General features: G+C 57.9%; 30 protein-coding genes and 1 tRNA gene. 9 read left to right on the top strand and 22 right to left on the bottom strand.

Annotated elements, in window-relative coordinates; translation table 11 throughout:
• Positions 1 to 47: 47 nt before the first annotated feature.
• The 16 genes from ACSQ3H_RS11315 to ACSQ3H_RS11240 all read right to left on the bottom strand — a co-directional run bounded on the left by ACSQ3H_RS11315 (position 48) and on the right by ACSQ3H_RS11240 (position 13,169).
• Positions 48 to 938 (bottom strand): hypothetical protein, encoded by an 891-nt coding sequence (locus tag ACSQ3H_RS11315; protein WP_436117150.1) that lies wholly within the window; start codon positions 936 to 938, stop codon positions 48 to 50.
• On the bottom strand, positions 935 to 1,303 hold the full coding sequence (locus tag ACSQ3H_RS11310; protein ID WP_436117149.1) for a hypothetical protein: 369 nt from the start codon (positions 1,301 to 1,303) through the stop codon (positions 935 to 937). The genes ACSQ3H_RS11315 and ACSQ3H_RS11310 overlap by 4 nt, the downstream gene beginning before the upstream one ends.
• A complete protein-coding gene (locus ACSQ3H_RS11305; RefSeq protein ID WP_436117148.1) occupies positions 1,300 to 2,880 on the bottom strand; it encodes a portal protein in 1,581 nt (526 codons plus the stop codon). The genes ACSQ3H_RS11310 and ACSQ3H_RS11305 overlap by 4 nt, the downstream gene beginning before the upstream one ends.
• Positions 2,881 to 2,886: 6 nt before the next feature.
• Entirely contained in the window at positions 2,887 to 3,084 is a 198-nt protein-coding gene (locus ACSQ3H_RS11300; RefSeq protein WP_436117147.1) for a hypothetical protein, read from the bottom strand.
• A 370-nt stretch (positions 3,085 to 3,454) separates the two neighbouring features.
• Entirely contained in the window at positions 3,455 to 5,086 is a 1,632-nt protein-coding gene (locus ACSQ3H_RS11295; protein WP_436117146.1) for a hypothetical protein, read from the bottom strand.
• 329 nt (positions 5,087 to 5,415) lie between these two features.
• A complete protein-coding gene (locus ACSQ3H_RS11290; RefSeq protein ID WP_436117145.1) occupies positions 5,416 to 6,027 on the bottom strand; it encodes a hypothetical protein in 612 nt (203 codons plus the stop codon).
• A 616-nt stretch (positions 6,028 to 6,643) separates the two neighbouring features.
• A complete protein-coding gene (locus ACSQ3H_RS11285; protein ID WP_436117144.1) occupies positions 6,644 to 8,500 on the bottom strand; it encodes a hypothetical protein in 1,857 nt (618 codons plus the stop codon).
• Between the two features lie 146 nt (positions 8,501 to 8,646).
• A complete protein-coding gene (locus ACSQ3H_RS11280; RefSeq protein WP_436117143.1) occupies positions 8,647 to 9,576 on the bottom strand; it encodes a hypothetical protein in 930 nt (309 codons plus the stop codon).
• A complete protein-coding gene (locus tag ACSQ3H_RS11275; RefSeq protein ID WP_436117142.1) occupies positions 9,554 to 10,693 on the bottom strand; it encodes a DUF7146 domain-containing protein in 1,140 nt (379 codons plus the stop codon). Before ACSQ3H_RS11275 ends, ACSQ3H_RS11280 begins: the two co-directional genes overlap by 23 nt.
• Positions 10,690 to 11,022: a hypothetical protein gene (locus ACSQ3H_RS11270; protein ID WP_436117141.1), complete on the bottom strand. Its 333-nt coding sequence runs from the start codon at positions 11,020 to 11,022 to the stop codon at positions 10,690 to 10,692. Before ACSQ3H_RS11270 ends, ACSQ3H_RS11275 begins: the two co-directional genes overlap by 4 nt.
• The gene (locus tag ACSQ3H_RS11265; RefSeq protein WP_436117140.1) at positions 11,023 to 11,631 is read right to left on the bottom strand and encodes a hypothetical protein; all 609 of its coding nucleotides are present in this window, start codon (positions 11,629 to 11,631) and stop codon (positions 11,023 to 11,025) included.
• 112 nt (positions 11,632 to 11,743) lie between these two features.
• Positions 11,744 to 12,052, bottom strand: coding sequence for a Gp49 family protein (locus ACSQ3H_RS11260; protein WP_436117139.1), 309 nt, complete (start codon positions 12,050 to 12,052; stop codon positions 11,744 to 11,746).
• Between the two features lie 133 nt (positions 12,053 to 12,185).
• A complete protein-coding gene (locus ACSQ3H_RS11255) occupies positions 12,186 to 12,518 on the bottom strand; it encodes a hypothetical protein (RefSeq protein WP_436117138.1) in 333 nt (110 codons plus the stop codon).
• Positions 12,515 to 12,724, bottom strand: coding sequence for a hypothetical protein (locus ACSQ3H_RS11250; protein WP_436117137.1), 210 nt, complete (start codon positions 12,722 to 12,724; stop codon positions 12,515 to 12,517). Before ACSQ3H_RS11250 ends, ACSQ3H_RS11255 begins: the two co-directional genes overlap by 4 nt.
• Entirely contained in the window at positions 12,721 to 12,981 is a 261-nt protein-coding gene (locus ACSQ3H_RS11245) for a hypothetical protein (RefSeq protein WP_436117136.1), read from the bottom strand. The genes ACSQ3H_RS11250 and ACSQ3H_RS11245 overlap by 4 nt, the downstream gene beginning before the upstream one ends.
• Positions 12,978 to 13,169 (bottom strand): helix-turn-helix domain-containing protein, encoded by a 192-nt coding sequence (locus ACSQ3H_RS11240; RefSeq protein ID WP_436117135.1) that lies wholly within the window; start codon positions 13,167 to 13,169, stop codon positions 12,978 to 12,980. The genes ACSQ3H_RS11245 and ACSQ3H_RS11240 overlap by 4 nt, the downstream gene beginning before the upstream one ends.
• Positions 13,170 to 13,285: 116 nt before the next feature.
• On the opposite strand from ACSQ3H_RS11240, the gene ACSQ3H_RS11235 reads away from it, so the two are divergent.
• From ACSQ3H_RS11235 to ACSQ3H_RS11200, 8 genes are all read left to right on the top strand, one after another.
• Positions 13,286 to 13,960 carry a helix-turn-helix domain-containing protein gene (locus tag ACSQ3H_RS11235; protein WP_436117134.1) on the top strand — a complete coding sequence of 225 codons (675 nt, stop codon included), beginning with the start codon at positions 13,286 to 13,288 and terminating at the stop codon, positions 13,958 to 13,960.
• A 145-nt stretch (positions 13,961 to 14,105) separates the two neighbouring features.
• Positions 14,106 to 14,474: a hypothetical protein gene (locus tag ACSQ3H_RS11230; RefSeq protein ID WP_436117133.1), complete on the top strand. Its 369-nt coding sequence runs from the start codon at positions 14,106 to 14,108 to the stop codon at positions 14,472 to 14,474.
• Positions 14,471 to 14,755: a hypothetical protein gene (locus ACSQ3H_RS11225; protein WP_436117132.1), complete on the top strand. Its 285-nt coding sequence runs from the start codon at positions 14,471 to 14,473 to the stop codon at positions 14,753 to 14,755. Before ACSQ3H_RS11230 ends, ACSQ3H_RS11225 begins: the two co-directional genes overlap by 4 nt.
• A gap of 82 nt (positions 14,756 to 14,837) precedes the next feature.
• Positions 14,838 to 15,092, top strand: a complete 255-nt coding sequence (locus tag ACSQ3H_RS11220; RefSeq protein WP_436117131.1) for a hypothetical protein — start codon at positions 14,838 to 14,840, stop codon at positions 15,090 to 15,092.
• Positions 15,093 to 15,216: 124 nt separating this feature from the next.
• A complete protein-coding gene (locus tag ACSQ3H_RS11215; protein ID WP_436117130.1) occupies positions 15,217 to 16,572 on the top strand; it encodes a hypothetical protein in 1,356 nt (451 codons plus the stop codon).
• Positions 16,569 to 16,931: a hypothetical protein gene (locus ACSQ3H_RS11210; RefSeq protein WP_436117129.1), complete on the top strand. Its 363-nt coding sequence runs from the start codon at positions 16,569 to 16,571 to the stop codon at positions 16,929 to 16,931. Before ACSQ3H_RS11215 ends, ACSQ3H_RS11210 begins: the two co-directional genes overlap by 4 nt.
• On the top strand, positions 16,928 to 17,212 hold the full coding sequence (locus ACSQ3H_RS11205; RefSeq protein ID WP_436117128.1) for a hypothetical protein: 285 nt from the start codon (positions 16,928 to 16,930) through the stop codon (positions 17,210 to 17,212). Before ACSQ3H_RS11210 ends, ACSQ3H_RS11205 begins: the two co-directional genes overlap by 4 nt.
• Positions 17,213 to 17,263: 51 nt before the next feature.
• A complete protein-coding gene (locus tag ACSQ3H_RS11200) occupies positions 17,264 to 17,587 on the top strand; it encodes a DUF982 domain-containing protein (RefSeq protein ID WP_436117127.1) in 324 nt (107 codons plus the stop codon).
• Positions 17,588 to 18,266: 679 nt separating this feature from the next.
• Here ACSQ3H_RS11200 and ACSQ3H_RS11195 read toward each other — a convergent pair.
• The 4 genes from ACSQ3H_RS11195 to ACSQ3H_RS11180 form a co-directional block, all read right to left on the bottom strand.
• Positions 18,267 to 18,342, bottom strand: a tRNA-Lys gene (locus tag ACSQ3H_RS11195).
• 115 nt (positions 18,343 to 18,457) lie between these two features.
• Entirely contained in the window at positions 18,458 to 19,375 is a 918-nt protein-coding gene (locus ACSQ3H_RS11190; protein ID WP_436117126.1) for a PhzF family phenazine biosynthesis protein, read from the bottom strand.
• Positions 19,376 to 19,454: 79 nt separating this feature from the next.
• Positions 19,455 to 20,168 carry an NUDIX hydrolase gene (locus tag ACSQ3H_RS11185; RefSeq protein ID WP_436117125.1) on the bottom strand — a complete coding sequence of 238 codons (714 nt, stop codon included), beginning with the start codon at positions 20,166 to 20,168 and terminating at the stop codon, positions 19,455 to 19,457.
• A gap of 3 nt (positions 20,169 to 20,171) precedes the next feature.
• Positions 20,172 to 21,287, bottom strand: coding sequence for an endonuclease/exonuclease/phosphatase family protein (locus ACSQ3H_RS11180; protein ID WP_436117124.1), 1,116 nt, complete (start codon positions 21,285 to 21,287; stop codon positions 20,172 to 20,174).
• A gap of 140 nt (positions 21,288 to 21,427) precedes the next feature.
• Here ACSQ3H_RS11180 and ACSQ3H_RS11175 point away from each other — a divergent pair, with 140 nt between their 5' ends.
• The gene (locus ACSQ3H_RS11175; RefSeq protein WP_436117123.1) at positions 21,428 to 21,766 is read left to right on the top strand and encodes a BA14K family protein; all 339 of its coding nucleotides are present in this window, start codon (positions 21,428 to 21,430) and stop codon (positions 21,764 to 21,766) included.
• Between the two features lie 130 nt (positions 21,767 to 21,896).
• Here ACSQ3H_RS11175 and ilvC read toward each other — a convergent pair whose 3' ends face one another.
• A complete protein-coding gene (ilvC, locus tag ACSQ3H_RS11170) occupies positions 21,897 to 22,916 on the bottom strand; it encodes a ketol-acid reductoisomerase (RefSeq protein ID WP_436117122.1) in 1,020 nt (339 codons plus the stop codon).
• A gap of 20 nt (positions 22,917 to 22,936) precedes the next feature.
• Positions 22,937 to 23,602 (bottom strand): TetR/AcrR family transcriptional regulator, encoded by a 666-nt coding sequence (locus ACSQ3H_RS11165; RefSeq protein WP_436117121.1) that lies wholly within the window; start codon positions 23,600 to 23,602, stop codon positions 22,937 to 22,939.
• Positions 23,603 to 23,607 lie beyond the last annotated feature (5 nt).

Genomic DNA, 23,607 nt, shown 5'->3' with positions numbered 1-23,607 from the left:
AAAGGCGGCGCGCCCGAAGACCCGCCGCCCTGATCGATAGGTTGAGATTATTGCTTTGCAGACTGCTTTTTGTAAGCCGCATCATAGCGATCGCGGAGCGCCGGATCAAAGCGCTTGTCCGGATCCTTATGCTCGCGGTTGCGTGGATCAATGCGCGGATCCGCGTCGAGCTTTTTCAGATCTTCCGCCGACAGCTCGCCCTGGATGGTGGGCTCGCCGGTGATGCGAATGCCGTTTTCCTGCAGGCGGCCGGAAAGCGCCCGCAACAGGACGTTGCCTGCAGCCGTATCGGTCAGGCTGATCAATGCCGCCTGTACATCGGGCTTCAACGCCTCCGGCACACCTTTCAGCTGCGCGCCAAGACCCTTTGCGAAGCTTTCCGCCTCGACGAGTGCCGCCTGCGCGCCGGTGCGATCGAGGCCGTTCGCGGTCATGAAGGTCTCAACTTCCGCCATCGGATTGAATGGCTGGGCGATCAATCCCTGCTCGATCAGCGGCGCATAGAGATCTTCCATGATTCCGGCAAACTGATCCTGCGAAACACCATGTTTGTGAAACGCGGTGCGCGCCTGGCCGAAAACTGGATCCTTGGCAATGTCGCCGACGAATGGTTTTACCTTTTCGCTGGGCTCATAGGTGTAGGCGTCGGGTTTATCCGGCGCTTTCGGCAATTGGCCGAGCTTGGTGCGCAGGCCTTCCATACGGGTGTTGGTTTCAGTAAACCCGCCGAGGAGCTTGCCAAGACTTTCCTCAATGGTTGCGCCCTTGAACTGGTCGGGAAAGCCGTCCGGTAGTGTGAGCGCGCCGCCGCCACCACCACCGCCACCGCCGTCGCCGTCGCCATTGCCACCGCCGCCGTTTCCACCGCCGTCGCCGCCACCATTGCCGCCACCTTCCGGCGCGCGAAGCGCCGCATATCTGTCAAGAAGAGCTTTCATGTCACATCTCTTGGTTTGGGTTGATCGTCATTCATGCCAAGCGCGATCTGCCTGGCAATCTCGTGCGCGAGGGCGTTCTGGCCTTCGCGAAACGCGCCGAAAACAGCCATGGACTGAATGTCCAGGCCGAGCTGCACAAAGAACACGGTGCGATTGAGCGTCCGGTCAAACAGCGCCTGCAGAGCCTTTGCACCGCCAGGCGTTGCAGCAAAATGCGCCCAGGCATGAGCGATCGCCTTGCTGTCGTCGCTCTCCTTTTCCTGGACAAGGCCCAAACGTTTCTGGATCTCCGGATCCGCCTGCTCGAACCAATCCCAGCCGCCCTTGGCAGCACCCTCGATAATTTTCTGCATATTCGCAGTCATGCCATAGCTCCTGGTATTGCCGATGGATCGAGCCCAGCGGTTTGTGCGGCGACGCTGGCTGCAGCTACAGCGGCGGCCGCGTCGGCGTCTTTCTTGTCCATCGCTTCGCGCTCATCTTTGGTGACGATAAACTTGATGGGCACGCCGAGATCGCGCCCGATCTCCGTCAATGCGAGGTCGATATGGGCGATGCGTGAAAGGCCTTGCGGATTTCCGGCCGCGCTCGTGATCGCAATGACCATCTGCAGCCATTGCACGACCTTTTCGATGCGCTGCGCTTCACGCGCGATCGCCAGCGGCGATTTCACCCGAACGCGCACGAGCAACTGATCAATTGGGATCTCATTCGGGATGAGACCCTTGTTGTAGGCGATCTCCATGGCACGCTTGACGCCTGGTATGACCAGCTCCTTGATCAGGCGGCCATAAGCACCAAGATGATCGGAGGCCAGACGCTTGACCCGCTCCAGAATTTCCGTGGCGGAGTGGACGCTTGCGCCGTCCGCTGGCAGCGCCTGATCCATCATGGTCGTTTTCACGCCCATGCGCAGATCCTGCAGCACCAGGTTGGACAGATCGAGGCGCGGATCCGGAAAGCGGTTGACGGAAGGCCCGAGCGCGCCGCCGTTGCGCGCCACTTTCCAGAAAACGCCAGGCTCAAGCGGTGCGAGATCCGGATTAAAAACGCCGTCATCAACGGCCGTATAGATGCCGAGCATGGCAATGGCCGCCGCCTGCAGCTGCAGACGCGCGGCGGTGTTCACGGTCTTGATTGTCGGCATGGCCAACATGACAGGACCGCGACCATAGGTTTCGCCAGGGACGCGGAAATAGCGGGGGATGAGCCAGGGGCAGGTGCGCGACTGCGCCGAGTAAACGATGCTTTCCTGCTTGTCCGAACAAACAAGCATATGCCAGCGGCGGCTCTTCGGGTCGTAAACCGTATCGCAATGGACGTCGATTTCGCTTTCCGGCTTTGTGCGCAGCAGCTCCTGGATCACAGATCCGAAATTACCTTCCGGCCAGGTCTCGGTGAATTGCCGGATCGTCATTTTGCGGCACCAGAAAATACCGCTCAAGCGATTGTATGGTCCGCTTTCCAGCAACAGCTCCTCGATCGCAACGGAGATCGGCTCCCACAACCGATCCGGATCATCGGATGGGTTGAGCAGCATCGCACCGGTACCGGCCGACAGGTCGAGCCCCATTTCGTGGAACGCGAGATCCCAATCGCCGTCATCAAAAAACGCCTGCAGCACTTTGCCGATCGGTTCGAGCTGTTGCGCCAGCTTTTCCTTCTCTTTTTGATCGAGAACGATAGGACCAGGCTCAAGCGAAAAGTTCTCCTGGCCAGCTGGCCAAAGATCCTGCTGGATTTTACCGGCGAAGCGAAAGGCGCTGTCGATCGCGGTGTGATCAAACACCTGGTCGACGCGCTTTTCACCAAGGCCGGTGTTGCGCGTCGATTTGCGATAGGGAATGGCGAATTGATAGGCTTCATCCAGCAACGGCTGAAAGCTGTCACGCTCTTTTTGCGCGGCGGTGCGCCTGGACTTAAGCTTGCTGACTTCAAACATCAGCGCTTAGCCGAGGGTTTCTTGTCCGGATCCGGACAGGAATGTGAGGAGCCGGCCGCCAGTCTTTTTCGGCGATGTGGTGGCGGTTGCCTGATCGACCTCGCCTTGCTGACGCGCCAGATCCGCGAGGCTCTTACGCTGCGTGGCTTCGTTCTGCTTTTTCGCTAGATCACTGCCGCTGTTGCTTTGGAAGATTTGTGGCATCTCCAGAGACCCCCTAATTCACATGGTTGAACGAACGAAAAGCCGCAGGCCTTTACAATTCTCTCACCAGCGCGAGAGGTACAGACCGTGACAATGCCACGATATGGCGAGGCAGCTATAGTCAACTGCATGGCACGGACGAACTGCAGCATGTTCTTGGCGAGCTCCGGCCGGACGTTAAACCACGCTTCCGCCTCGTTGTCTGGCAGCGGATAGAACCCGCAGAGCGCAACCAGGTCATCGCCGTCGCGCACCGCCCAGCTGTCGCCATTGGCCCACATTTCCCGCGCAACCGCCCAATACAGGCGGGAAGTCGCGCCGGACATTTCCGCAAAATCAAAGATCGTGGCCGGTGACGTGATCGTGAGCATCAGCGGCCGCGTGTTCCGGAGCGATGCGGATCAAAGCCGCTCGAACCGCGGGGTTTGCTTCCCCAGCCGGATCCGCCGCCTGGCAATTGCCGTTCGCCCGTTCCAGCTCCTCGGATTGCGCCCGCGCGGCCGCGAATGCCCAGGATGACATATTGCCCCGCATCCTGAATATCCGACCATGGATGCGATTTTTCCGGCAGATCCTCGAATTCATCGGTGGATCCTGCAGGCTTTTTCTTGAAGCGGTATTTCCCGCTCGCCGCCTGGATCCACTTCGGGCACTTTTGCGGGCAGACGATCAGATGCGAATTCGGCTCATGATAGCCGCGCAATTCCGCGCTCACGGCATCGAGGCGCAGACTGATTTCATTAGAGCCATTGGCGGGTATGTAGACAGGCAGGCCGAGGATCACACTGAGGATCTCCAAGGCCGACAGCTGGCCGCCTTCACTATCGCCGCCATGTTGAGCTGCGGGATCGATCCACAGCTTGATTTTGCGCGCGTGGCTGTAATCACTGTCGATCTTCATTTTGAGAGCTTCGCCGAAGCGCGCCGGACCGACGCCTGTCCCGATCTCCAGTTCGTCCAGGAGCGCAATGCGCGGCATCCAGGATTGGGCAAAGATCGCAGCAGGAGAAAGGCCGCCCGTCGAAATATCGATACCAATATGCAGGTCCAATTCCGGCCGGAACTGCAAAGGACCGCCCGCCACATGCTTGAAATACGAGAAGGACGCCAGCACCGGCTTGCCGGATCTCGAATAGCCGAACTCGTTATCGACCATGCGTTTGACGAAATGCTCCTCCTGGTTGTTGATGATGCGCTCGTAATAATCGGGCTCCAGGCTGAAACGGTTTTCCGCCATCGCGCCACGGCCGGACGGCTGGCGGTGCAGCACGCGATCGGGGGATTTTGTGGTGACAAAGACGGCATAGGTCCAGTTGTCGATCGTCGGCGCGTTCATGTCGCCAATGACGAAGCGCATGCGCTTGGCGTTCGGATCGATGAGCAGATCCGGCATCGGATAGCGGCCGACGCGTTGCTCCATGTCATCGAGCGCGCCTGGCGCGTGCGTGTCCAATTCGTTCAGCCAGGCGCCGGAATATTCACGGCCCTTCATCAGGGTTTCGATCGAGTTTTCACCCAACCCTGCAAACTCGGTGATCGCCTCGATGCGGATCCCGTCATGCCCGATGAAACGCAGCGTGTGTGTTACCGGCCGATCATTGCCGCCCGCCCAGCTGGAGCCCGGATAACCCTTCGGAAACCATTGCCTCCAGCTCTCCAGAACCGTCTTTTCCACCGACCGGAAGGTATCGCGCAGGACAATCCAGCGGCACATGCGCGTCGGTTTCTTGTCGATCGGGTGCCGCGCCACCGGTGCCCATGTCGCGGCCGTGATGCGCGCGAAAGCGCAAGTCGTGGTCTTGCCGCCGCCGAGCGGTCCCATGATGGCTTTTGTCAGTGTACGATCGAGGATGAAGGCTTGCGCGACCGGCCCTGGCGGCACATACCGGTACGGATCGAAGTTTTCGGCGATCTCGTACTTGGCGACAAGTTTCCGGACCTCCTCCTCGCTGAAGAGCCGCATATCCTCGCGGCTGACGATCTCCGCTAGATGCTGGCTCAAGATACCGCCTCCCCAAACCCCGAACCCGACCGCCTGCGGATCGCGCTTTCCCCTGCCCCTGCGCTATTTAATTGGCCCGCTGACGCGATTTGCAAAAATCGATAACGGTGTGCGAAAGCATCCCCCTGTACGGGGGGGCGGGGGCCGGTTCGGGGGAGCGCCTGCGCCGCGCGCCCGCCAGGCGCGCCCGCCGCCCCGCCTGCCCGCCGCGCCGCGCCGCCAAACCCACGCGCGCCCGAAATGCCAAAAGGACGGGACAGGCCTTCGAAGCCTTCGACCTGCTGATTTCTGATCAGCGCTATCGACACCATATTCCCCAACGTTTCCAATCACTTGCCCCTTTCGTGGGACGGGCGCTCGTGGGACGCAACCTTTTCGCCCTCGATAACGTCTTGATTTTCAACGATTTCCAGATCCACCGGCGCGCCGATACTCATCATCCTACCATCGGCGATCCGCTGGCCCTGTTCGAGCTGGTTTGTCCCGAGGTCAATGATCAGCGTCGGCAACCGCTCATCGATGATCTCGACCTGCACCGGCTTCTTGCCATGCAGATATGGAGCCAGGCGATCGGCAACCGCGTGCTGTTCCTTGATGATCTCGAACAGGCTCGGGACTGCCTTGGCCACCATCTTGCCGCCGATGCCATGCATCGTCCGCTCATGCTCGATGAACCAAGCCTGCAGCTCGACCGGATCCGCAGTGAGGTAGTTCGCCTGGGCAACCAGCGGATCCTTGAAGCCGCGAGCCTGGTAGAACTTCTCGAAATCCTTGGTTTTGTAATTGGTCGCGCCCTTCGGCCGACCGGCGCGGCGCTCTGCCACTGGCTCTTTCCGCTTTTCGGCCAGGTCGAACTCGTCGCGCGCCCGCAGATTTCCCGCGTCGGCGTATGGGTTCTCACCCGTATCGCCATCATCGAATAGATCGAAATCACCTGCCATTTGAGCCACCGAATATTTAATAGGTTTGCGAAAGACGCCGGTGTCTAGCCGTGTCTAGGAAAGTGTCTAGCTGTTTTGTTGAATGATTTCAGAAGGATAGGTAGGAAATAGACACCATAGACACTTAGACACATATCTATCCATACACGCGCGCGCGTATGCACATATATGAGAGAGCCGGTGTCTTGAGTGTCTACCATGTCTAGTTTTCCGATTAGTGAAGTGATTTCAATGCGTTAGGTGCCAGACACTTGCTAGACACCTTAGACACCCCATACCCTTGAAGGTGTCAAAAATCCCGCCACGCCCGACGCTAGCAGGCTTGTCCCGCCGTCAACCGGAACCTTTTTTGTTTCGAAAGGGGTGAGGGTTGGGAAAAAATAAAAAAAGCCACGCTGGCGCGGGCCAAGGGTGCGGGGTTTCGCACCGATCCGGACCAATCGCCTCTTGGAAGGGAGAAGAAAAGCGGAGCCGCGCTGTAGCGCGGCAAGACGGGCATGGCCGCGCCTGGCTGAATATCCCGCCTGTTCGCAACGTGCAGCCGCCCAGCACCGGTGAATAGTCGCCGATGTGGTGCAGCTGCTCGTTGCTGGCGGGTCGTTGACGCGCAGGAGCCTCATCCGTTGAGCCGCAGCCAGTTCTTGAGGACACCCATATTGACCAGCGTGCAGCGTCGCTGGTGCCCGCCGATCGACACACGGTTGACCTTCTTGTCAGTGCACATGATATCCTCCGGCCCTCGCCTCAGCGCCCACTGCCAGGAGCCGTTCGAGGATCCGTGCTGCGCATAGGGTGTACCGGCCAAAAGACGGGCCAGGGTGTCGCTCTGGTTGGGAATGGCAATGGTGTATCCCAGCGGCTCCTTGCCGCCGCCGACCTTCACTGGCTTGATCAGCCCGATATCCGCGTTTGCGAGCTGCTTTGCGGCTTCATCGAAACCGATCCCGCCCTCTTTCTTTTCCAGCTCCTCCAGGATCTGCGCAACCGTGTGGCGCTCGCCCTTGGTGAAGGCGTCGAGCTGGCGCGTGATGATACGCTCGATGCAATCCAGCCAGGGCGCTTTCTTGTCCTGCAGCTCGGGCAGGATATCGGCCGCCAGCGCCTCGCCCCAATAGTCGAGATCTTCCCAGGGCAAATTGCATGCGTTCATGCCCTCATCGCCGAGGAGCAGATGCGCGGCCGAAAGAAACATGCCGAAAGTATTCTGGCCGCGACTGTCATGGCCATGCGCTCGCAACACGGTGCGATAGTTCTCATAGATCAGCGGATGATCCTGCCAGTGATCGACCACGCGCCGCAGCAATTGCGGCCCGACAGTTTCCGGCGCTTTCAGCACCGGCGCTTTACCGTCTGTGGTCTTGAGCGGATTGAGCTGGATGATCGCCAGGCGGGTCAGGGACGCTGCAGGCAGCGGCGGCGGATTGATCGCGGAGAAGATGAAGGCGGATTGCGCGTTGAACTCGACGCCTTTGTGATCCTGGCCGCCACGGATGCGCACGGATCCGGACGCGGCATCGCGTGCCATCTTGATGATCTTCTGCGATTGCTCAATGCCGTCCTCGCCTTCCAGCTCATCGATCGAGATCGGCAGGCTGTCATGGCCGACGATCTGATAAAGACCGGCTTCGGAGGCATTCGTTGTGGAGATCATGGCGCGGCCGAGGATCGCACGCAGCAACCCATATTTGCCGGTCAGCTCGGATTTGCCGGTTCCGGCATCGCCGACGAGGAATACACTCGGCCGCCATTCCAGCGCGGCACCCATCAGCGCCACGCCCATCCACCCGAGCAGGATCATGCAATCGATATCGCCGCGCGCAAAATTCCACGTCCGCAGCATTTGGATGATCCGCACGGCCGGATTTGCATCGGCCGGATTGTCATCGTCCTCGATCTCGACAGGCTTGTCCCAGGGCAGGAAGGACGCCGGACGGCGGGCATAGAAGAAATCGCCCACTTCGCCGGTGTCGTGCAGCTCGCCATTGTACCAAAGATAATCGCCGCAATGCAGGATCAGGCGGCCCTCACTATCGCGCCAGGCCCCACGGCCGCGCACCATGTCAGTCATCGACCAGGGACCACGGCTGTCGGCGGCCGCGAACAGATCGCGCCGCACTTCTTCCGCCTTGAAGCCGGTAATGCCGCCCTTCTGGCTGAAAGACGGCCACGCCCAGGTCAGGAAATCCTCATGCCGCGAAAACAGCTTTTGCACGCGCTCGACGCCCATGGCTTTGTCGCCGGTGTTGAACACCTGGCCGCGCGTATCGACAAAATAGAAATCCTCGCCCTGGTAGCCAAGCGGCCGCACAGGACAGTTTTCCGGCAGGAAGCCCGTTTCATCCAGCCTTGCATCCTGCCGCCACTCACCCGGACGAACGCCGTCCCACGGCTGTCCTTTCGGCGGATAGACCGCATCACGGCGCTTTTGCGCCAGCGTGATCTTGGACACAGCGCCGCCGATAACGGCCGCCACCTTCTTTTTCCCCTTTGGTTGGGTTTTTTCTTCAACCGCCGCCATTGCATACCCTGATCAAAATAAATTTCTGCTGCTGTCTCGGAAAGCCCTGCAACGGGCCTTCCGGTTGACAATTGTCCGGTCAATTTCAAACCGAGTGCGGCTTACTTCTGCTTTTTCTTGCCGCGACCGCCCCGATTTGGCTTCGGAGCCGGAGGCGCAGAGCCGATCGCCAGCGGCGATCCACCTACAGGCTCAGCGTCAGGAGTATTCTGTTCGGGAGCGACTGGAGCGGGTGCAGCTGCATCAGCTGACGCATCAGCGGCAACCGCATCCGCTTCTGCAGATGGTGCGCCTGGCGCTTCGGAACCTTCACCAGCACCAGGCGCTGGATCGCCCACGGATCCGCCATCCTCTCCGGCTGCAGGTCCGCCTGCATCGCCTTCACCGGCAGGATCCGGCGCGCCCGCAGATGAGATACCAGTGTCAGGTTCTTGACCATTCAGATTGTCCAATCCAGTGATTGCTGCAACGTCCGCCTCCGCCTGCAGAAGCAGAGCATCCCTTTCTTCCAGATCTCGCCTCACGGCATCGAGGCCAGAAGCGATCACCGCCTCCGGCCGCAGCGTGCCCATGTGCTCCTCGGGTTCAAAAATGCTGTCTTCAAGCTTCAAAGGAACGTCCGGCCGCGTTGCCAGTTCGAGCTCGTTTTCGGCGCGATTTTGTTCCGTCTGGATCCGAGCGTGGGCCATGTCGCACACCTGGGCGAAAATATTGTACGCGAGCTGCACCGAGAACGGCAGATCCGTGAATGCGATCTGGTGCGGCTTAGTTGGAGAGGCCCGCTTTTCCAAAAGCATCTTGTGCCAGAGCTGTTCGCCCGAGCAATGCTTCGTTGTGACGTAGTCGGCAGCTGCATCTATATCGAGATTGATCTGCTCCGGAGGCAATTCAGATCCGCCGCGATCATACCAATTGATGATACCGCCCGTCTTTCCCCACGAAACCAATCCGTGCAGTTCTGAGGCAGCGACGTGCGCCACCCGTCCGGCGAAACTCGCCGCATCGATCTCAAGAATGTCCATCCTGGCCATTGTCGTTCTCCTGGTTAAGTGCATCGTTTACGTCTTTCCCCCAATCGGCCGGCATCGCGACGACTTCGACCGGTTTGCCAAACGATCGGAAGCGAGCGACCGCGCGATTGAACAGCGCGGCCGCCTGGGGTTTGCCCCAATCGTTGTCTTTGAAAATGATCCAACCCGAGACGCTGGGATGATCCGGCACGTACAGAAGACCGGATAGAGATCCTGCAGCCCAGCAACGCAGCTCCGGCGTGGCGATCGCGATCGAGAAACTATCCTCAATGCCTTCGGTGATGCTCGCCAGGCCGGAGATCCCCGCTGCAGCTGCATCTTCGGCCGTCATGCCGGAAGGGCCATTGGTGACGCGAACAACGAAGCTCGCGACCTCCGGCCACATCAGCTTCGCTTTCTCAACCGGAGCCTTGGAGCGGCCGTCCGGTGACAGAAACGTCATGTGGCACGCGTTGAGCGTGCCGTTGGCGGAAACCATGGCCGAAACCATCGCGGGATAGACCGGCGAGCGGCCAATCTTGCGGCCCTCCCCGTCGCGCTGGGATCCAAGCCAATACTCGCATTTTTCCCGATAGCGGAAAGATCGCGTGAGGTTGGGAACTTCGTTGAGCTCAATGCCGCGAGATCTCAAATAAACTTCGACCGGCGTATCAAGGATCTTGGCGTCGGCCGCGTAGAACATCTTTCGCGCGCGCTCTCGATTGTTTTGGCGACGGTCGTTTTCTTCGGCTTCAAGCCGCTCCTGGCTGGCCTTGGCAGTCGCAGCCATGGCGGCGCGCGTTTCCGGCGCCAGCGATTTCAGGCCATAGCGATCCTCTGCCCATTCAACGGCGCGGATCCGGCTATCAGAATGCACGATACCTTCATGGACGTAGGCAACAAGGTCGATCGCATCGCCCTTGTCACCGGACACAAAATCGGTCCACCCGCCGCGCCTGGCACCGCGCAGCCAGATAATCATCTGTTTGGGTTTGGATCCCGCTCGCCAAGGATTGCTGACGTTCCAGCCGGAATTGTTCTTATCCTTGCGCTTTGCATGAGCGCCGAAAATGTCAGCAATGACATTCTCCAGATCAGAGACAATTCTTTCCTTGGCGAGCGCAAAGCGAGAGGTCACTGCGCCCCCACACGCAAGGAGATGAAGCGCGGCAGATTGGTGACGATTTCGCCGATCTGCATGCGGCGTGCGCGCCGATCGGGCTGCATGGCGATGAAATCAGCCTGGATCGAAACCGTTGCCCTTATGACGGCATCGATCGAAGGCTTGCCGCCATTGGCCACGATCGTCCGGTTTGCTTCGTTGAGCGCTTCCTTGATCGCCTCGCGCATGATCTCGGCCTGGCCGTCGATTGTATTGGCCTTTTCCTTTGCTTCCGCTTCCTCTCGGACGGCCCTCGCCGCGTCGATTGTTGCCTGCTCTTCCGCCGTGAATACGGGATCTTCCATTTAAAGTGCCTCGCCGAAAAGTTGCTGTTCAAGGGTTGATAGTTCGCGGTCAAAGCCGCTGTTGCCGCGCCGCTCCTCGACCGATCGGAGCAGCTTCGAAATATTCTGTTTGGTGCAACCGGCGATCGAGGCCGCGATCGCGCCTGGTACGTTGCCGCCGGTCACGAGGAGATAGAGCGCAGCCGACTTGCGATCGGCTTCTGGAAGGATGGATACATTCACTGCAGCTTGGATCCCCCGCAGTGCCAGGGACGCAGCCCGCGTCACTTCGCGGGCCTTTTTCGTCGGGCGCGCCAGCTGGTCAGGATCCATGTCCTCGATCGCGGGCAGCGTCACGTGCATAGGAAACATTTCCAGCACGGCTTTTCGCTCTTTCTCGATCGAACGCAGAGCGAAGGTGATCGAGCGAATATGGCGATAAAACCCACGGCCGGAGACGCGCATTCGATACAGCGTCTTGATATTGATGGCCGATCGAGCCGCCAGAACGCTCAATGATATTCCGAGCGCCAGGCGTTTCTTTTCCAGGCGCGCGAGATCTGCAGAAACATCGGGACGGTAAGCTCCCCGATAAACGCCGCCCGCTAATAATTCCGATTGTGTGATCATGGTGTCCATTCTGAAAGTGGGGTGGGCGGCGAGCATCAGGGCTCCTACCTTCTAAGGTCCCCATAGGGTGCTGACGGCCTCGCGAGCCGGACCAGACCGCCCTGGGGTATTCTTATTCGGTCGCTGAAAGGCGCTCGCGGAGCGCGTATCCTTCGAGTGGCCACATTTGGCGAATGCAATCTTCCTCGGCGAACTTGCGCCCCAGCTCCTCGTTGAAATTCTCGGAATCTGCAGGGGCCGATTTGCCGACCAGGACGAAACCGTTCTTCAGCTGCATGACGCAAATCGTCATGGTGGGATGGATCGGCGGGTTGAGAAAACTGACCTGATCAATTTTCTCCTTCATGCTGTCCAGCGAAACACGGTTTGCTGTTTTCTGGACTGCTGCGCTTTCCGCGTCAGATACTTCGAGACTTCCCATGTCATTCTCCTATTGAGCCGCACAGAGGGAGCGGACCGGCGCATTGCGGCGCGCGCCGGTCCGCATTCAGCAATCGCAGCGCCTGGGAGGAGGACGACGCGCGACGGCTGAAAACTCAAAAACGCTTTACGATTTACAGATCAGTCGGACCCTTCTCCGGATCGTCCGGAGAAATGGCGAGGTCGCCATTGGCGACAAAACGAATGAAGGCAATACGGAAGGCTTCCGCCTCGGCTGAAAACCGCCTGGGCAATAGGCCGTCACCATCCCGAACGGCACGCATCAGCGTGATCCGGCTATTGATGAACGCTTGACCAGGTTCAAAACCGGCCTTTGCGCAGGCTTCCTCAAACACATGAGAATATGTGAGCAGGATGCTATCCGGCACGCGGAGGAGCAGATCGGCACGGCCGCGATCGTCAGCGGCATTGTGCATCTGGTCGATGATTGGCAGGAGATCGCTCATTGGAACATTCCCCGCTGCAGGGCATCGACCGCCGACGATGTGACGGCACTCAATCCGAAAGCGAGCGACAGAGCGGCATAGAGCGCCGATCGGGCAGCGTGCCGGTAAAGCGCCGATCGATAATCGACCAAAGCCATTCCGCCCCAAAAGAGGCCGAAATAGACGGCGACAGTGCCGGTGATAATCGCGAGGTAAGCCATGATCATTCTGCTTTCCTCTTCTGTTCCTTGAGGTAGGCACTCACCAGCTTGACCGTCAGCTGCTCGTGTGAAGCAACACAGGCGATCGTGGCAACCCGAGATCCAGGCTCATGACCGTCGATAAGCCGCGCCTCAACAAGCGCACCACCGCCAAAGCCCTGTTGAATGAACGCAAGGTTCATCGCGCCAACGAGGCTTTCCATAAGCTGCTTCAGATCTTTGAACGGGCTGGAGCGCCCGAAGGTGTCGGAGAGCGCAATCATGCCACCTCTCCGAATTTGAACTTATCGAGCGCAGCATGGAGCTTACGAAGCGTCCGGCCACGAGCAATATTGTCGCCGCTAACTAGGCGGGTGTACGTAGAAGGGTGAAGTTCAGCTACCTTGCAAAGTTCATACTGCGATACATTTAGACTTTTTCGGGTAGCCTCGATTTCTTGAAAAGTAATCATCGGGGCTCCGCATCATCACATCTGCTTATCGGCAAAATCAAATTGCTGACTTGCATTCATTTGATTTTCACATGCATTTGTGATTTGTATCACATTGTCAAGTGACGAGTATCAAAATGACAATCATACGCCTTCATGACGATTATCGTCACATGGATAACTCAGAAGACGACCAGAAGACGTGGTTAGAGGAATTGCTGGCCAAGCACAGCATCACCGCAACCGAGCTTGCGCGCCGCGCCGACATTCACCCTTCAACGCTGACCCGATTTCTTTCTCCGGAAGGCCGCGAGGGGCACGCTCTTTCGCTGCGCACCATCCGCAAGATCGAAAAGACTTTGGCGCATTCGCCGATCGAACAGCGCCTGAGAGAAATGGCGCAGTTCGCAGAGCCGGAAGCACGGCCTTATGAGCTTGAAGGCGTCGAAGCATCACCCGTTCGCGCAGCCCTGCAGGCCCTGAAAACCGGCCGGAATGGCGTTGAAATATGGGAAATTGGCAATGATACACTGGAAGGCATTAGGCTCTTCCGTGGCGATCTGCTGACTGTCGATAACAATGCGACCGCCATGCCTGGCGATATCGTTTGTGCACAGAAATATGATAGGGCGAACAGAGGTAGGCCGGAAACAATCTTCCGGCTTTACGAGCCGCCGTTCCTGCTGACCGGCTCAATGGATGCGGAATTGCGCAAGCCCCTCGCCGTTGACGGCCAGAACGTGATTGTGGTTGGCGTTGTCGTGGCTCGCTTCTCTCCCAGGACGATGCTACGCGGTCGAGCTGCAGCGTAGAAATCACACTCTTTCCCCAACTATTTCAAAATTTAAAATATATCGCGCGTTTCACGTGTGACTAATTGCATATGCAATGCGTTGACAATCACATAACTTTCACCATAAATCACATCGTTTCATATGGAAATAGAGGTGATTTGCCATGAATGCTATCAACACGATTACGCAAGATGTGAGCGGCAGGCCCGCAACATCAGGCGGAAGAGCGTTGCGTAAAATGTTTGAGCGGCCAGAAGAAGGCTGCAGAGTTCTGAGTGCTGCCCACATAGCCCACATGCTTAGCTGCAGTGAAGCCCACTTTCGCAGCAAGCGCCCGCAACTCGAAAAACACGGCTTCCCAAAAAAGCTGCCAGGCTGCAACGCCTGGTCGCGCGCCGCGGTTGAATGGTGGATTGATACCAACGCAGGACGGGACACCGGCGAGCCGCGGCTGGAAATTGTGACGAGTATCGACCCAGTGTCCGCTGCAGCGCAGATGTTGGACGATAGATATGCCGGAGCTCAGCGATGACGCCGCTTTCCCTCTCCGAAAATCCCTTCGTCGTGGATCCTCGCCAATCGCTCACGGCGCGCCAACGCCAAATCATTTGGCACGTCGATATGTTCACCGTGAAAAAGCGCAGCGGCGATTACTTTGGCGCGGGTGAATGCATAGGCGCATCCACCGTCCGCTCGCTAAAAAAGCATGGCCTGGTCAAAGAGGTCCTGGTCAACGGCCGCTGGATCCTTCGCCTGACCGAACTCGGCAAGATGGCGTTGGATCAGATCAACCAGAAGGCGAAGGCGCTATGATCTACTGTTTTGGCGTAATCATGCTCGCCATTGTTTTTGCCGGCTTCATCATAAGCAACGTCGCAATGGCAAGGCGCGAGAAATGAACGAGCTTTTCGAGCGCACACCAAAAGACCTTGCACTGTCTGCAGCCAGCCAGGCTGCAGACGCAACGGCCGAATTAGTACGCTTCGCCATCGAGGGCGAAGCGCTCAACGGATTTTTTGAAACTGACCTGGTCGAGCAGCTGCTCGATGCAGCGAAAATCACAATGGAACTCTCGCAAGAACACCTGCGGGACGAGGGAAAGAGTGAGGTTTACGGCGCGATCGCCAAATTTCTGGAGGCTTACGCATGATAGTCCGGTGGGATTGGTCCACCCTGCCAGCGTACCCACCGGACACTTTTCCACCCCGTTTTTGACAATCAAAGGATTGCTAGCCATGTTTGCCGGAACTTCACAGATTGGGAGGCAGCGCCCCATGGGCAAGGTAACGATCAAAATACCGCTTGTCACATGGCGGGACGGCCGTCCTCGCTACTGGCCTTCTGCAGCTCAAAGAACGCTAGGTTACAAAGGCGAGGATCTTCGCCACCCTCCGTTTGACCGCACAGGCCTCCCGATCGGCGCATGGCTTACCCTGGATGAGGCGATAGCCTGGTCTAAAAATAGAGAGCAGGACATCGCCGATCGGCGGCAGCAACTCGCGGACGGCACGAGCGCCCGCAAGATCCGCAAGCAAGTCGGAAAAAACCGCACGGACGGTCTGACGGCCGTCAGTCAGCTGTTCGATTTCTGGTTTACGGATCCGCGCATGAACGGCGAGTGGAAGAGCGACGGCAAGAAGCGTCGCGCACCGCTCGCTGAGAACACTGTGCGCTACTACAAGGGCGCGGCCAGGATCATCGAGGGATTTGACGAGGGCGGGATCTGGAACGAGCTGGCGGCCGCTCTACGGCCGAAAGCGATCGCGGGCATTCTCGACAGGATTGAGGTCCTGCATGGGCTTGCCCAGGCGCGCGCCGTTCGTGCAACCCTCTCTGCAGCGTTCAGTTTCGGTTGCAAGCAAAACCCTCCCCTCGTGCCGGTCAATCCGATGAAAGGCTGGGGAGAGGAAACCTTGCCCGTTCTGGAGGCCCGCATTCGATACGGAACCATGGAGGAGATGCGAACCCTCATCAAAGGGATGGATGCGCTTGGCTTCCCCGATATGGCCGATAGCGTCATGCTCGGGTTGTTCACCGGACAGCGACAGAATGACCGCCTGGCGCTCATCGGCGGCCAGGTGACGGATGCTGGCATTCTTTTCACGCAGAACAAAAAGAACAAGCAGCCGCTGTTGATCCCGATCGCGCCCGAGGTCTTGACGCGCCTGGCCAATATTCGAGCGCGCCGGAAAGAATGGAAGGTCAAATATCCTCACGTCCTTTTGTGCGAAAAGCTACGCAGCCCATGGAATAGCGACTGGTACCGGAAGGTTTTCCGCGTGTTGCGCATTGCGATCGCCACCGGAGACGTTGAGCGCGATGCAAAGGGCGAGCCTTCGAAGGACGCTAAGGCGATCCTTGGCGAGTTGAATATCCAAGAGACGCTTAAAGCTGCAGGGATAGAGCCTATGGCCTCCCTGCTCGATTTTCGCGATCAGGATCTCCGCGACACGGCCGTTACCTGGTTGGCGCTGGCGAGCTGCAACAAATACGAGATCATGGCCATCACCGGCCACAGTCAAAAATCCGTTGACGAGATATTGAAGCACTATCTTGGAATGCATCCGGAGCTGGCTCGCACCGCGATCGCCAAGCTCGTGACCTATTACGACGAGGCGAACGCACGATGAAAATTTACAATAGGAAGGATTTTCTGAAGCTTCCGGCCGGAATTATCTTTGCGAAGGGTCAGCCCTTTGCGTTCGATGAAATTCAGGTGAAGGGCGATAGCCTGGAGAACGATTTTTTCTCCAGAGAATGGACCTGGATCTCTGCCCATGACAGCGGCGAGGCCATGGCGCGCCTGGATGAAATGCTTGAGCGCGGCGCTTCGTATGCAATCAATGACGCCGAAGGTCGCGACGGTCTGTTTGACGACAATGACATATTTCTAGTGTTCGAGCCGGAGGATCTGCAAACAATGCGGCAGGATATCGACGCAGCAGTTGAAGCTTTTGCGAGCGTATATAACGAGGCGAACGCACGATGACGAAGGCAAAGCACCCGATGCAGCCCATCGTATGGGTTGGTGACGTGATCCGCTTCAAGGAGAACAAAATAGTTCGGCACCTGGTCGACAACGGATCGATTGACTTGAATGCGATAGCCGTCATGGATTTTCCCCGCGAAGACCACGAACAGCTTGCGCAGTTGATCGGTTATAGTGTTTCGGGTTTTGGTGACTTGTCCTATGCCTCACGCAAGGCGGTGAAGGAAGCGGACACTATAGCCGCCGAAATGAGTGAAAAGCGTAAATCCAAGCACCGTTGACGATCTCCTGAATTGCCATCAAACTCCCGCCATCGAGCGGGAGTTTTTCATATGCTTGATCCTGACGATATCCAGATCGAGGACGTGACGTTCCAGACCGAGAAGATAGGTCATTACCGGACGATCACGCACATATCCCAAGCCGCAGAGCAATTGCTTTATCACTGGCCGGTCAAGACCGGAGAGAAATGGTACGCGGCGCAACGGGCTTGCTACGCTACCTTAGAGCGAAAGCTATCGCCTGGAGCTGCCAGAGCGGCTTTCATAGACGCATGCGAAGAGGCAGGGATATTCGTCATTCCGAACCGCTTGCGTCCACCATCCACCGGAAAGGCCGAACACTGGCACAAGAGCAAGCCGCGCCGACGCTCTTAAAAATAGAGATAAAAGCTGAGCAATCCAGTCTGCTTTTGTTAACCCAATAACCAATGCCAACTCGACTCCAATCGTGAATATTTCTACGGTTTCACCACTTCACAACAGAAGTCCGGATTGACAGCCGGTTCGTACCTGGGACGTCCGAACGCGCCGCCGGTTGGGGGCGCGTTTTTCTATGGTCGGGCGTAATGGGAAGCCGAGAGGCTTACCATGTCCTCAGGCATGGTCTGTCAACCCGTTATGCTCGGCCGCCAGTTTTGACAGAGTGGCGACCAGCCCCCCCCCCAAAAACAAAACCTCCTGAGGAAATGAAATGCACATCCCCAACTGCTCGAATATCGAGGTCGCTGTTGCATCAGCTTCGGCGATCCTTGAGATACTCTCCTACGTTCACGAGGTTGCGACGCCCGACGAAATGGCCAGGCTGCAATCGTCACATGGATATCTGCTCAATTTGCTGCACAAAGAACTCGGAAGCGCTCGGTGTGAGCTTCCGCGCCGCAAATATCGCAATGACCCTGCGAACCGCAACACGGGATGCTCTAAGCGCTAATTTTCCCACGTGGGACGTGGGACGGTAAAATATCATCCCACAAGCGTCCCACGTTCTCTTTGTGTTCACGGTGCATTTAGGCAAGGAAAAACCCCAAGCCTTTGAAAGACTTGGGGTTTGATTTGGTGGGCACAACAGGGATCGAACCTGTGACCCGCTGATTAAGAGTCAGCTGCTCTACCAACTGAGCTATGTGCCCGTCAGCCGTTTTGGCGGCGACAAGTGAGGGCTCTATAACGGGGCAAATCTTGCCTGTCCAGCCCTTCTTGTAAACTTTATGACGGCTGGGCACAGCAACAACGTCAGGTTGAGAGTTAGACAAACAACCGGCCCTCTGCGACCCTGATTGCCGAGCCGCCAATGCGTCCGCCGATCAGCTTCTGGTCCACAATGTCGAGCTCGAGCCGCAGGCGCGACGGCCGTCCCATCTCGTATCCCTGCTCGATCGACAGGCGCAGCACGCCGTCCAGTGGCTCGTCGAACGCATGAATTGCACCGGCAAACGCCGCGGTTGCAGAACCCGTCGCCGGGTCTTCATAGGTACCCTCATCACTCACGAACATACGTGAGTGAAAATGGCTGTCGTGCAGGATTGTTTCGCGGCAATAGGCATAGACCGGCAGTTGGCGATGGCCGATCGTCGGTGCAACATCCTTCATCGCGATCTGGTTGATAACGATGCGCCCCGCCGCCTCAAGTCCGTGCACCGGCACCAGCATGAACGGTACGCCGGCATCCCAGATGCTCGGAACATGATTCTCGAAGCCGATTTCCTTTGGCTCAAGCCGTAACGCGTTGGCGATGGCGATCTTGTCGTATTTGTAGGGGATCTCTTGCGGCAGTTTCGGCAGATCGAATTCGGCAAACGCGCCGTTTTCACTCAGTTTGACCCCGCAGCGGACAGGTCCGACCTGCTCTTCCAAAATAATCAGAGCGTCCTGGGTACCCTTGATTTCGCCGAAGCGGTTCTGAGCCAGCGCAACCGCGGTTCCAACAGTTGGATGCCCCGCAAATGGCATTTCATAGTCCGGCGTAAAAATACGCGCCCAAGCAGTATGCGCAGGGTTCTTTGCAGGCAGGACAAAAACGGTTTCGGAAAGATTGAACTCCCGCGCGATCCCCTGCATGGCAACATCATCGAGGCCCTCGGCGTCGTGCACGATCGCCAATGGATTCCCCGTCAGTACCTTGTCGGTGAAGACATCATAGACCTCGTAGCGACGACCGGCCATTTGCTTTGCTCCCTATTAACGTCCGGAGAAAATAGAGTAAGGCAGCGCCTGCACAAGTCAAACCTTGTGACGGTGACATTCAGGTTTGGCGAAAGTGCCAGTCGGCAAATGTGCGAAACGTCCAGGGCGTCGCCTCGCCCATTTCCCCCGCAGCGGAAATCGCGGTGATGTCGTCGAGCTCGGAATTCTCCTCGGCGGCGATATGGGTTCGGATGCGCCCAAGCAGTTCATCCGCGCTGGCATCGAAATAGTGGCGCCGGAACAGTGCTATGCTTCGGCTGACGTTGACGAGATGAATATCCCCGTCGCGACTTCGAGCTTGAGAAAGTTTGATGCCAGTCTCCTCTTCGACTTCCCGGTGCATGTTGCCATCAATATCGATGAAATCGCCCGCCACATCGTCTTCGTCAAACGAACCGGCCGGAAAATAGATGCGCCCCGCCGCCGATGTCGAAGCGGCCATACGCCCGGTAATCAATCTGTTATCCCCCGAAACGATGACCCCCACAGCGAAAATGTGCCAGGGCTTTGCGCTGGTTGGATCAGCTTTCCAGTGCATCATCGTCGCAAATCGCGTGCGCTGATATCGCGCCTGGAACGCCTCGTCGGCGATGCCTGCCTCCTCCGCCATGAAAAACGGCCCATTGAATATGGCCGGGTTGGCTGCTGTTGCGCTCACCCAGTTGGCGGCAATTGCCGCCTCATTTGAAATTCCGTATTCGAGCGGTGCACTGTCAATGCGGATCGCCGCATTGTTGAGCGGGATCACGGTCTTCTCTGGAATATCATGCATTATTCAGACCACATTGAATGTGACGGCAACCGGGCAATGGTCGCTGGCCTTGGGGCGATCCCAGCCGATGCGCGGAAAAAGCTCCACCTTCTGATCCGGTGGGAAGATTGTCCGGTACGGCTGACCGCGGCGGATGATATCGGGTAGCGCATCGGCATTGCTGCGCGCCAGCGCCGGTGACGCAAGAATATAGTCGAGCTGGCACAGATGCCGCTCTTCTGGTCCACGCGTATGATAGAGCGTCCAGCGGTCCATCACCGGCCTCCGTTCCACCAGATTCTCGCAGAACCCTCCTTCCAGAAGAATGTCGAGACTGCTTGCCGGTTCGCTCACCGGCGCGAACGTATATCCGACGAGCGAATCCCCACCGATGATCACCCTCTCGCGATAATCGTTGAAATCGCCGCAGATTACCCAGCGCTTGCTTGCCGCGCCACCGCTATCAGCAAATTTGTCTTCGATGATCCGTCGTACTGCCGTCGCTTCAGCCACCCGCACCGGCATGGTGGATGCGCGCCCGTCCAGACCGTTGCGCGGTGATCCCATCGATTTGAAGTGACTGACGAACAATGTCAGCGGCTTGCCGCCGATGCGCACATCGATTTCAAGGCAATCGCGCTTGAAGATGCGCTCATGCGGCTCGATCCCGAGCAAGGCAAGTTCGGGATTGTGAATGCCGAAATCATTGTAGGTGATATGCGCGTGGCTGGTCATGTCGACGAATTCGATAGGCTCGCCGTATCGCGTCTGATCGCGCATCAGCACCGCCACATCGATGCCGCGGCTGTCATTGCCCTCGACCATGTATTTGTGCCGGTAGCCCTCGCCAACCATTTTGAACAGATAACCGAACTCGAAGGCGTTCAACGCGCCGATATTGTCGACTTCCTGCAGGCAAAGAATATCCGCATGGGTTTCAGCGATTGCCAGCGCGGTGAGTTGCCGCGTATCGTCGGCGTGTGCGATCGCTCGCGCCTGTTCAAGCTGCCTGTACTGCTCCTCATCTTCGATCTGGAAGAGCTGCAATGTCCGGTCCTTGTTGAGATTGTTCTTGAATCCCGAAAAATCGAAACGATTCATGAGGTTTTCGACATTGAAAGTGGCGATGCGAACGGACATGCAAAACTCGGGCGTTTGAACCATATGACGGGAACGACGTTCCTCTTGACGAGAACCTAGCCGCATTGATCGGCTGCCACCAGTGGCGATCCGCGCGACAAATCCTTATATGAGTCATATCAAATCGGGACGTGACGACAATGAAAGCCTTGAAGATCATATTTGCGGCATTCGGCTTAATTCTGGCAACGCAGTTTGTCAGCGCATCCGCACAGGAAATCCAGACCTACCGTCCGGCCCCGCGTGGTCTCGACGCCGTACCCAGAAAGCCGCTGATTCTTGGTAACGGCTCCCCGGCCAACATCGCTTCACCCGACTGTACCGGTACTGCTCGCTGCTATGATTTTCGCGTCCACCGTCCCATTGGTCCATCCGGCCGCACGCAAACAGAGCGTTGCCGGGCCCAATACCAATCCTACCGGGCTTTCGACAACACCTACCAGCCCTTCACCGGCCCGCGCCGCCGCTGCGATCTTTGATGGTTGGCCGAATCGTTAACGTGTGTTTGCTGGCTCGAGCCACACGACAATATCAGTACCTTAACAAAAAAAGGCCGGTGGAGCGCTCCACCGGCCTTGATTTAACGCGAGGCTCAAAGAGTTTGGTCTTTTAGTTCTTGGCCTTGTCAACCAGCTTGTTGCTGCCGATCCACGGCATCATGCCGCGCAGCTTTTCACCGACTTCTTCGATCTGGTGCTTGTCATTGTTGCGTCGTATCGCCTTGAAACGCGATGCGCCGGCCTTGTATTCCTGCATCCAGTCGGATGTGAATTTGCCGGTCTGGATGTCCGTCAGGATGCGCTTCATCTCGGCCTTGGTCTCGGACGTGATGATGCGTGGGCCGGAGACATATTCGCCCCACTCCGCCGTGTTGGAGATCGAGTAGTTCATGTTGGCGATGCCGCCTTCGTAGATCAGATCAACGATGAGCTTCACTTCGTGCAGGCATTCGAAATAGGCCATTTCCGGCGCGTAGCCAGCCTCGACCAGCGTTTCGAAGCCGGCGCGGATCAGTTCGACCAGACCGCCGCAGAGAACGACCTGTTCGCCGAAAAGATCGGTTTCGCACTCTTCACGGAAATTGGTTTCGATAACGCCTGAACGGCCACCGCCGACGCCGCAAGCATAGGACAAAGCGAGGTCATGGGCATTGCCGGAAGCATCCTGATGGATGGCGATGAGGCAAGGAACGCCGCCACCCTTCTGGTATTCGCCGCGAACCGTGTGGCCTGGGCCCTTCGGTGCGATCATGACGACGTCGACCGTCTTCTTCGGCTCGATGAGACCGAAATGCACGTTGAGGCCATGGGCGAAAGCGATCGCGGCGCCGTCGCGGATATTGTCGGCGATATGGTCCTTGTAGATATCGGCCTGCAGTTCGTCCGGGGTCGCCATCATCATGAGGTCGGCCCATTTTGCTGCCTCGGCAACACTGACGACCTGGAAGCCATCGGCCTGTGCCTTCTTGGCGGTTTCAGAGCCCTGACGCAGCGCAATGCGCACGTCCTTGGCGCCGCTGTCCTTGAGGTTGAGCGCATGGGCGCGACCCTGAGAACCATAGCCGATGATTGCAACCTTCTTCGATTTGATCAGGTTGATGTCCGCGTCGCGGTCATAATATACACGCATTGATTTCTTCCTTCCTGTGTTTAAGCCGATGCCGGGATCTGGTGGCCGTCCCCGGCCGTGTGAGCTCCATAGAGAGCCAGAAACTGTTGTGTCGCTCGAAGGGCATCCCGTTCGATCGCCGCATCAGTCAATTCGAGCCGGTCGCCAAGCAGCAACCGGATTTGCACGTCGCGGACAACCAGTCCGAAAAAGGTACGGAACGCTTCGTCCGTCTCCTGAAAATGCAGCAGGCCAGTGTCGCGCCCGAGTCGAAGCAATGGCTTCAAACGTCGTGCCATGGCAAAGGGACCGTTCTCGAGAACGATGGCGCCAAGGTCGTGCTTGTCGCTGCCGGCATGACCGACCGCCACCCGGTTGAGCGCCACAGAAATTGTCCCGGAGAGAACATGCAGCCAATCGGAGGCAAAACGTTGGAGACCCGCGGTCAGGGAGGCAAGGCCGAACGCCTCCGGGTCCACCGGTACGCCCCTCACCTTGGAAGCTTGCCATTGCACGGTAGCCGTCAGCAATCCGTCACGATCCCCGAACCATTTATACAGGCTTTCCTTGGAACAGCTGGCGCGGCGCGCGACGCTGGTCATGGTCAGCGTGTCGCCCGCTTCAACCAGAAGCGCAAGGGCCGCATCGAGAACGTCCTTCTGACGCTCCGTCAATGCATTCTCGCTGACCTCAACTGGTGCCTGCACGCTCC

The sequence above is a fragment of the Phyllobacterium sp. LjRoot231 genome, from assembly GCF_964253365.1.
Taxonomy (GTDB): Bacteria; Pseudomonadota; Alphaproteobacteria; order Rhizobiales; family Rhizobiaceae; genus Phyllobacterium.
The sequence above is the reverse complement of the archived record's forward strand: the minus strand, read 5'-3'. Positions and strand labels throughout refer to the sequence as shown.

Excerpts from the sequence above, each read along its gene's own strand:
- ACSQ3H_RS11180 (WP_436117124.1), bottom strand. The coding sequence starts at position 21,287 with ATGTCCGTTCGCATCGCCACTTTCAATGTCGAAAACCTCATGAATCGT.
- ACSQ3H_RS11290 (WP_436117145.1), bottom strand. The coding sequence starts at position 6,027 with ATGGCAGGTGATTTCGATCTATTCGATGATGGCGATACGGGTGAGAAC.
- ACSQ3H_RS11185 (WP_436117125.1), bottom strand. The coding sequence starts at position 20,168 with ATGCATGATATTCCAGAGAAGACCGTGATCCCGCTCAACAATGCGGCG.
- ACSQ3H_RS11315 (WP_436117150.1), bottom strand. The coding sequence starts at position 938 with ATGAAAGCTCTTCTTGACAGATATGCGGCGCTTCGCGCGCCGGAAGGT.
- ACSQ3H_RS11280 (WP_436117143.1), bottom strand. The coding sequence starts at position 9,576 with ATGGCCAGGATGGACATTCTTGAGATCGATGCGGCGAGTTTCGCCGGA.
- ACSQ3H_RS11305 (WP_436117148.1), bottom strand. The coding sequence starts at position 2,880 with ATGTTTGAAGTCAGCAAGCTTAAGTCCAGGCGCACCGCCGCGCAAAAA.
- ACSQ3H_RS11250 (WP_436117137.1), bottom strand. The coding sequence starts at position 12,724 with ATGATCATGGCTTACCTCGCGATTATCACCGGCACTGTCGCCGTCTAT.
- ilvC (WP_436117122.1), bottom strand. The coding sequence starts at position 22,916 with ATGCGTGTATATTATGACCGCGACGCGGACATCAACCTGATCAAATCG.
- ACSQ3H_RS11200 (WP_436117127.1), top strand. The coding sequence starts at position 17,264 with ATGCTTGATCCTGACGATATCCAGATCGAGGACGTGACGTTCCAGACC.
- ACSQ3H_RS11235 (WP_436117134.1), top strand. The coding sequence starts at position 13,286 with ATGACAATCATACGCCTTCATGACGATTATCGTCACATGGATAACTCA.
- ACSQ3H_RS11245 (WP_436117136.1), bottom strand. The coding sequence starts at position 12,981 with ATGATTGCGCTCTCCGACACCTTCGGGCGCTCCAGCCCGTTCAAAGAT.
- ACSQ3H_RS11220 (WP_436117131.1), top strand. The coding sequence starts at position 14,838 with ATGAACGAGCTTTTCGAGCGCACACCAAAAGACCTTGCACTGTCTGCA.
- ACSQ3H_RS11205 (WP_436117128.1), top strand. The coding sequence starts at position 16,928 with ATGACGAAGGCAAAGCACCCGATGCAGCCCATCGTATGGGTTGGTGAC.
- ACSQ3H_RS11270 (WP_436117141.1), bottom strand. The coding sequence starts at position 11,022 with ATGGAAGATCCCGTATTCACGGCGGAAGAGCAGGCAACAATCGACGCG.
- ACSQ3H_RS11260 (WP_436117139.1), bottom strand. The coding sequence starts at position 12,052 with ATGGGAAGTCTCGAAGTATCTGACGCGGAAAGCGCAGCAGTCCAGAAA.
- ACSQ3H_RS11190 (WP_436117126.1), bottom strand. The coding sequence starts at position 19,375 with ATGGCCGGTCGTCGCTACGAGGTCTATGATGTCTTCACCGACAAGGTA.
- ACSQ3H_RS11310 (WP_436117149.1), bottom strand. The coding sequence starts at position 1,303 with ATGACTGCGAATATGCAGAAAATTATCGAGGGTGCTGCCAAGGGCGGC.
- ACSQ3H_RS11225 (WP_436117132.1), top strand. The coding sequence starts at position 14,471 with ATGACGCCGCTTTCCCTCTCCGAAAATCCCTTCGTCGTGGATCCTCGC.
- ACSQ3H_RS11210 (WP_436117129.1), top strand. The coding sequence starts at position 16,569 with ATGAAAATTTACAATAGGAAGGATTTTCTGAAGCTTCCGGCCGGAATT.
- ACSQ3H_RS11175 (WP_436117123.1), top strand. The coding sequence starts at position 21,428 with ATGAAAGCCTTGAAGATCATATTTGCGGCATTCGGCTTAATTCTGGCA.
- ACSQ3H_RS11265 (WP_436117140.1), bottom strand. The coding sequence starts at position 11,631 with ATGATCACACAATCGGAATTATTAGCGGGCGGCGTTTATCGGGGAGCT.
- ACSQ3H_RS11240 (WP_436117135.1), bottom strand. The coding sequence starts at position 13,169 with ATGATTACTTTTCAAGAAATCGAGGCTACCCGAAAAAGTCTAAATGTA.
- ACSQ3H_RS11215 (WP_436117130.1), top strand. The coding sequence starts at position 15,217 with ATGGGCAAGGTAACGATCAAAATACCGCTTGTCACATGGCGGGACGGC.
- ACSQ3H_RS11230 (WP_436117133.1), top strand. The coding sequence starts at position 14,106 with ATGAATGCTATCAACACGATTACGCAAGATGTGAGCGGCAGGCCCGCA.
- ACSQ3H_RS11300 (WP_436117147.1), bottom strand. The coding sequence starts at position 3,084 with ATGCCACAAATCTTCCAAAGCAACAGCGGCAGTGATCTAGCGAAAAAG.
- ACSQ3H_RS11255 (WP_436117138.1), bottom strand. The coding sequence starts at position 12,518 with ATGAGCGATCTCCTGCCAATCATCGACCAGATGCACAATGCCGCTGAC.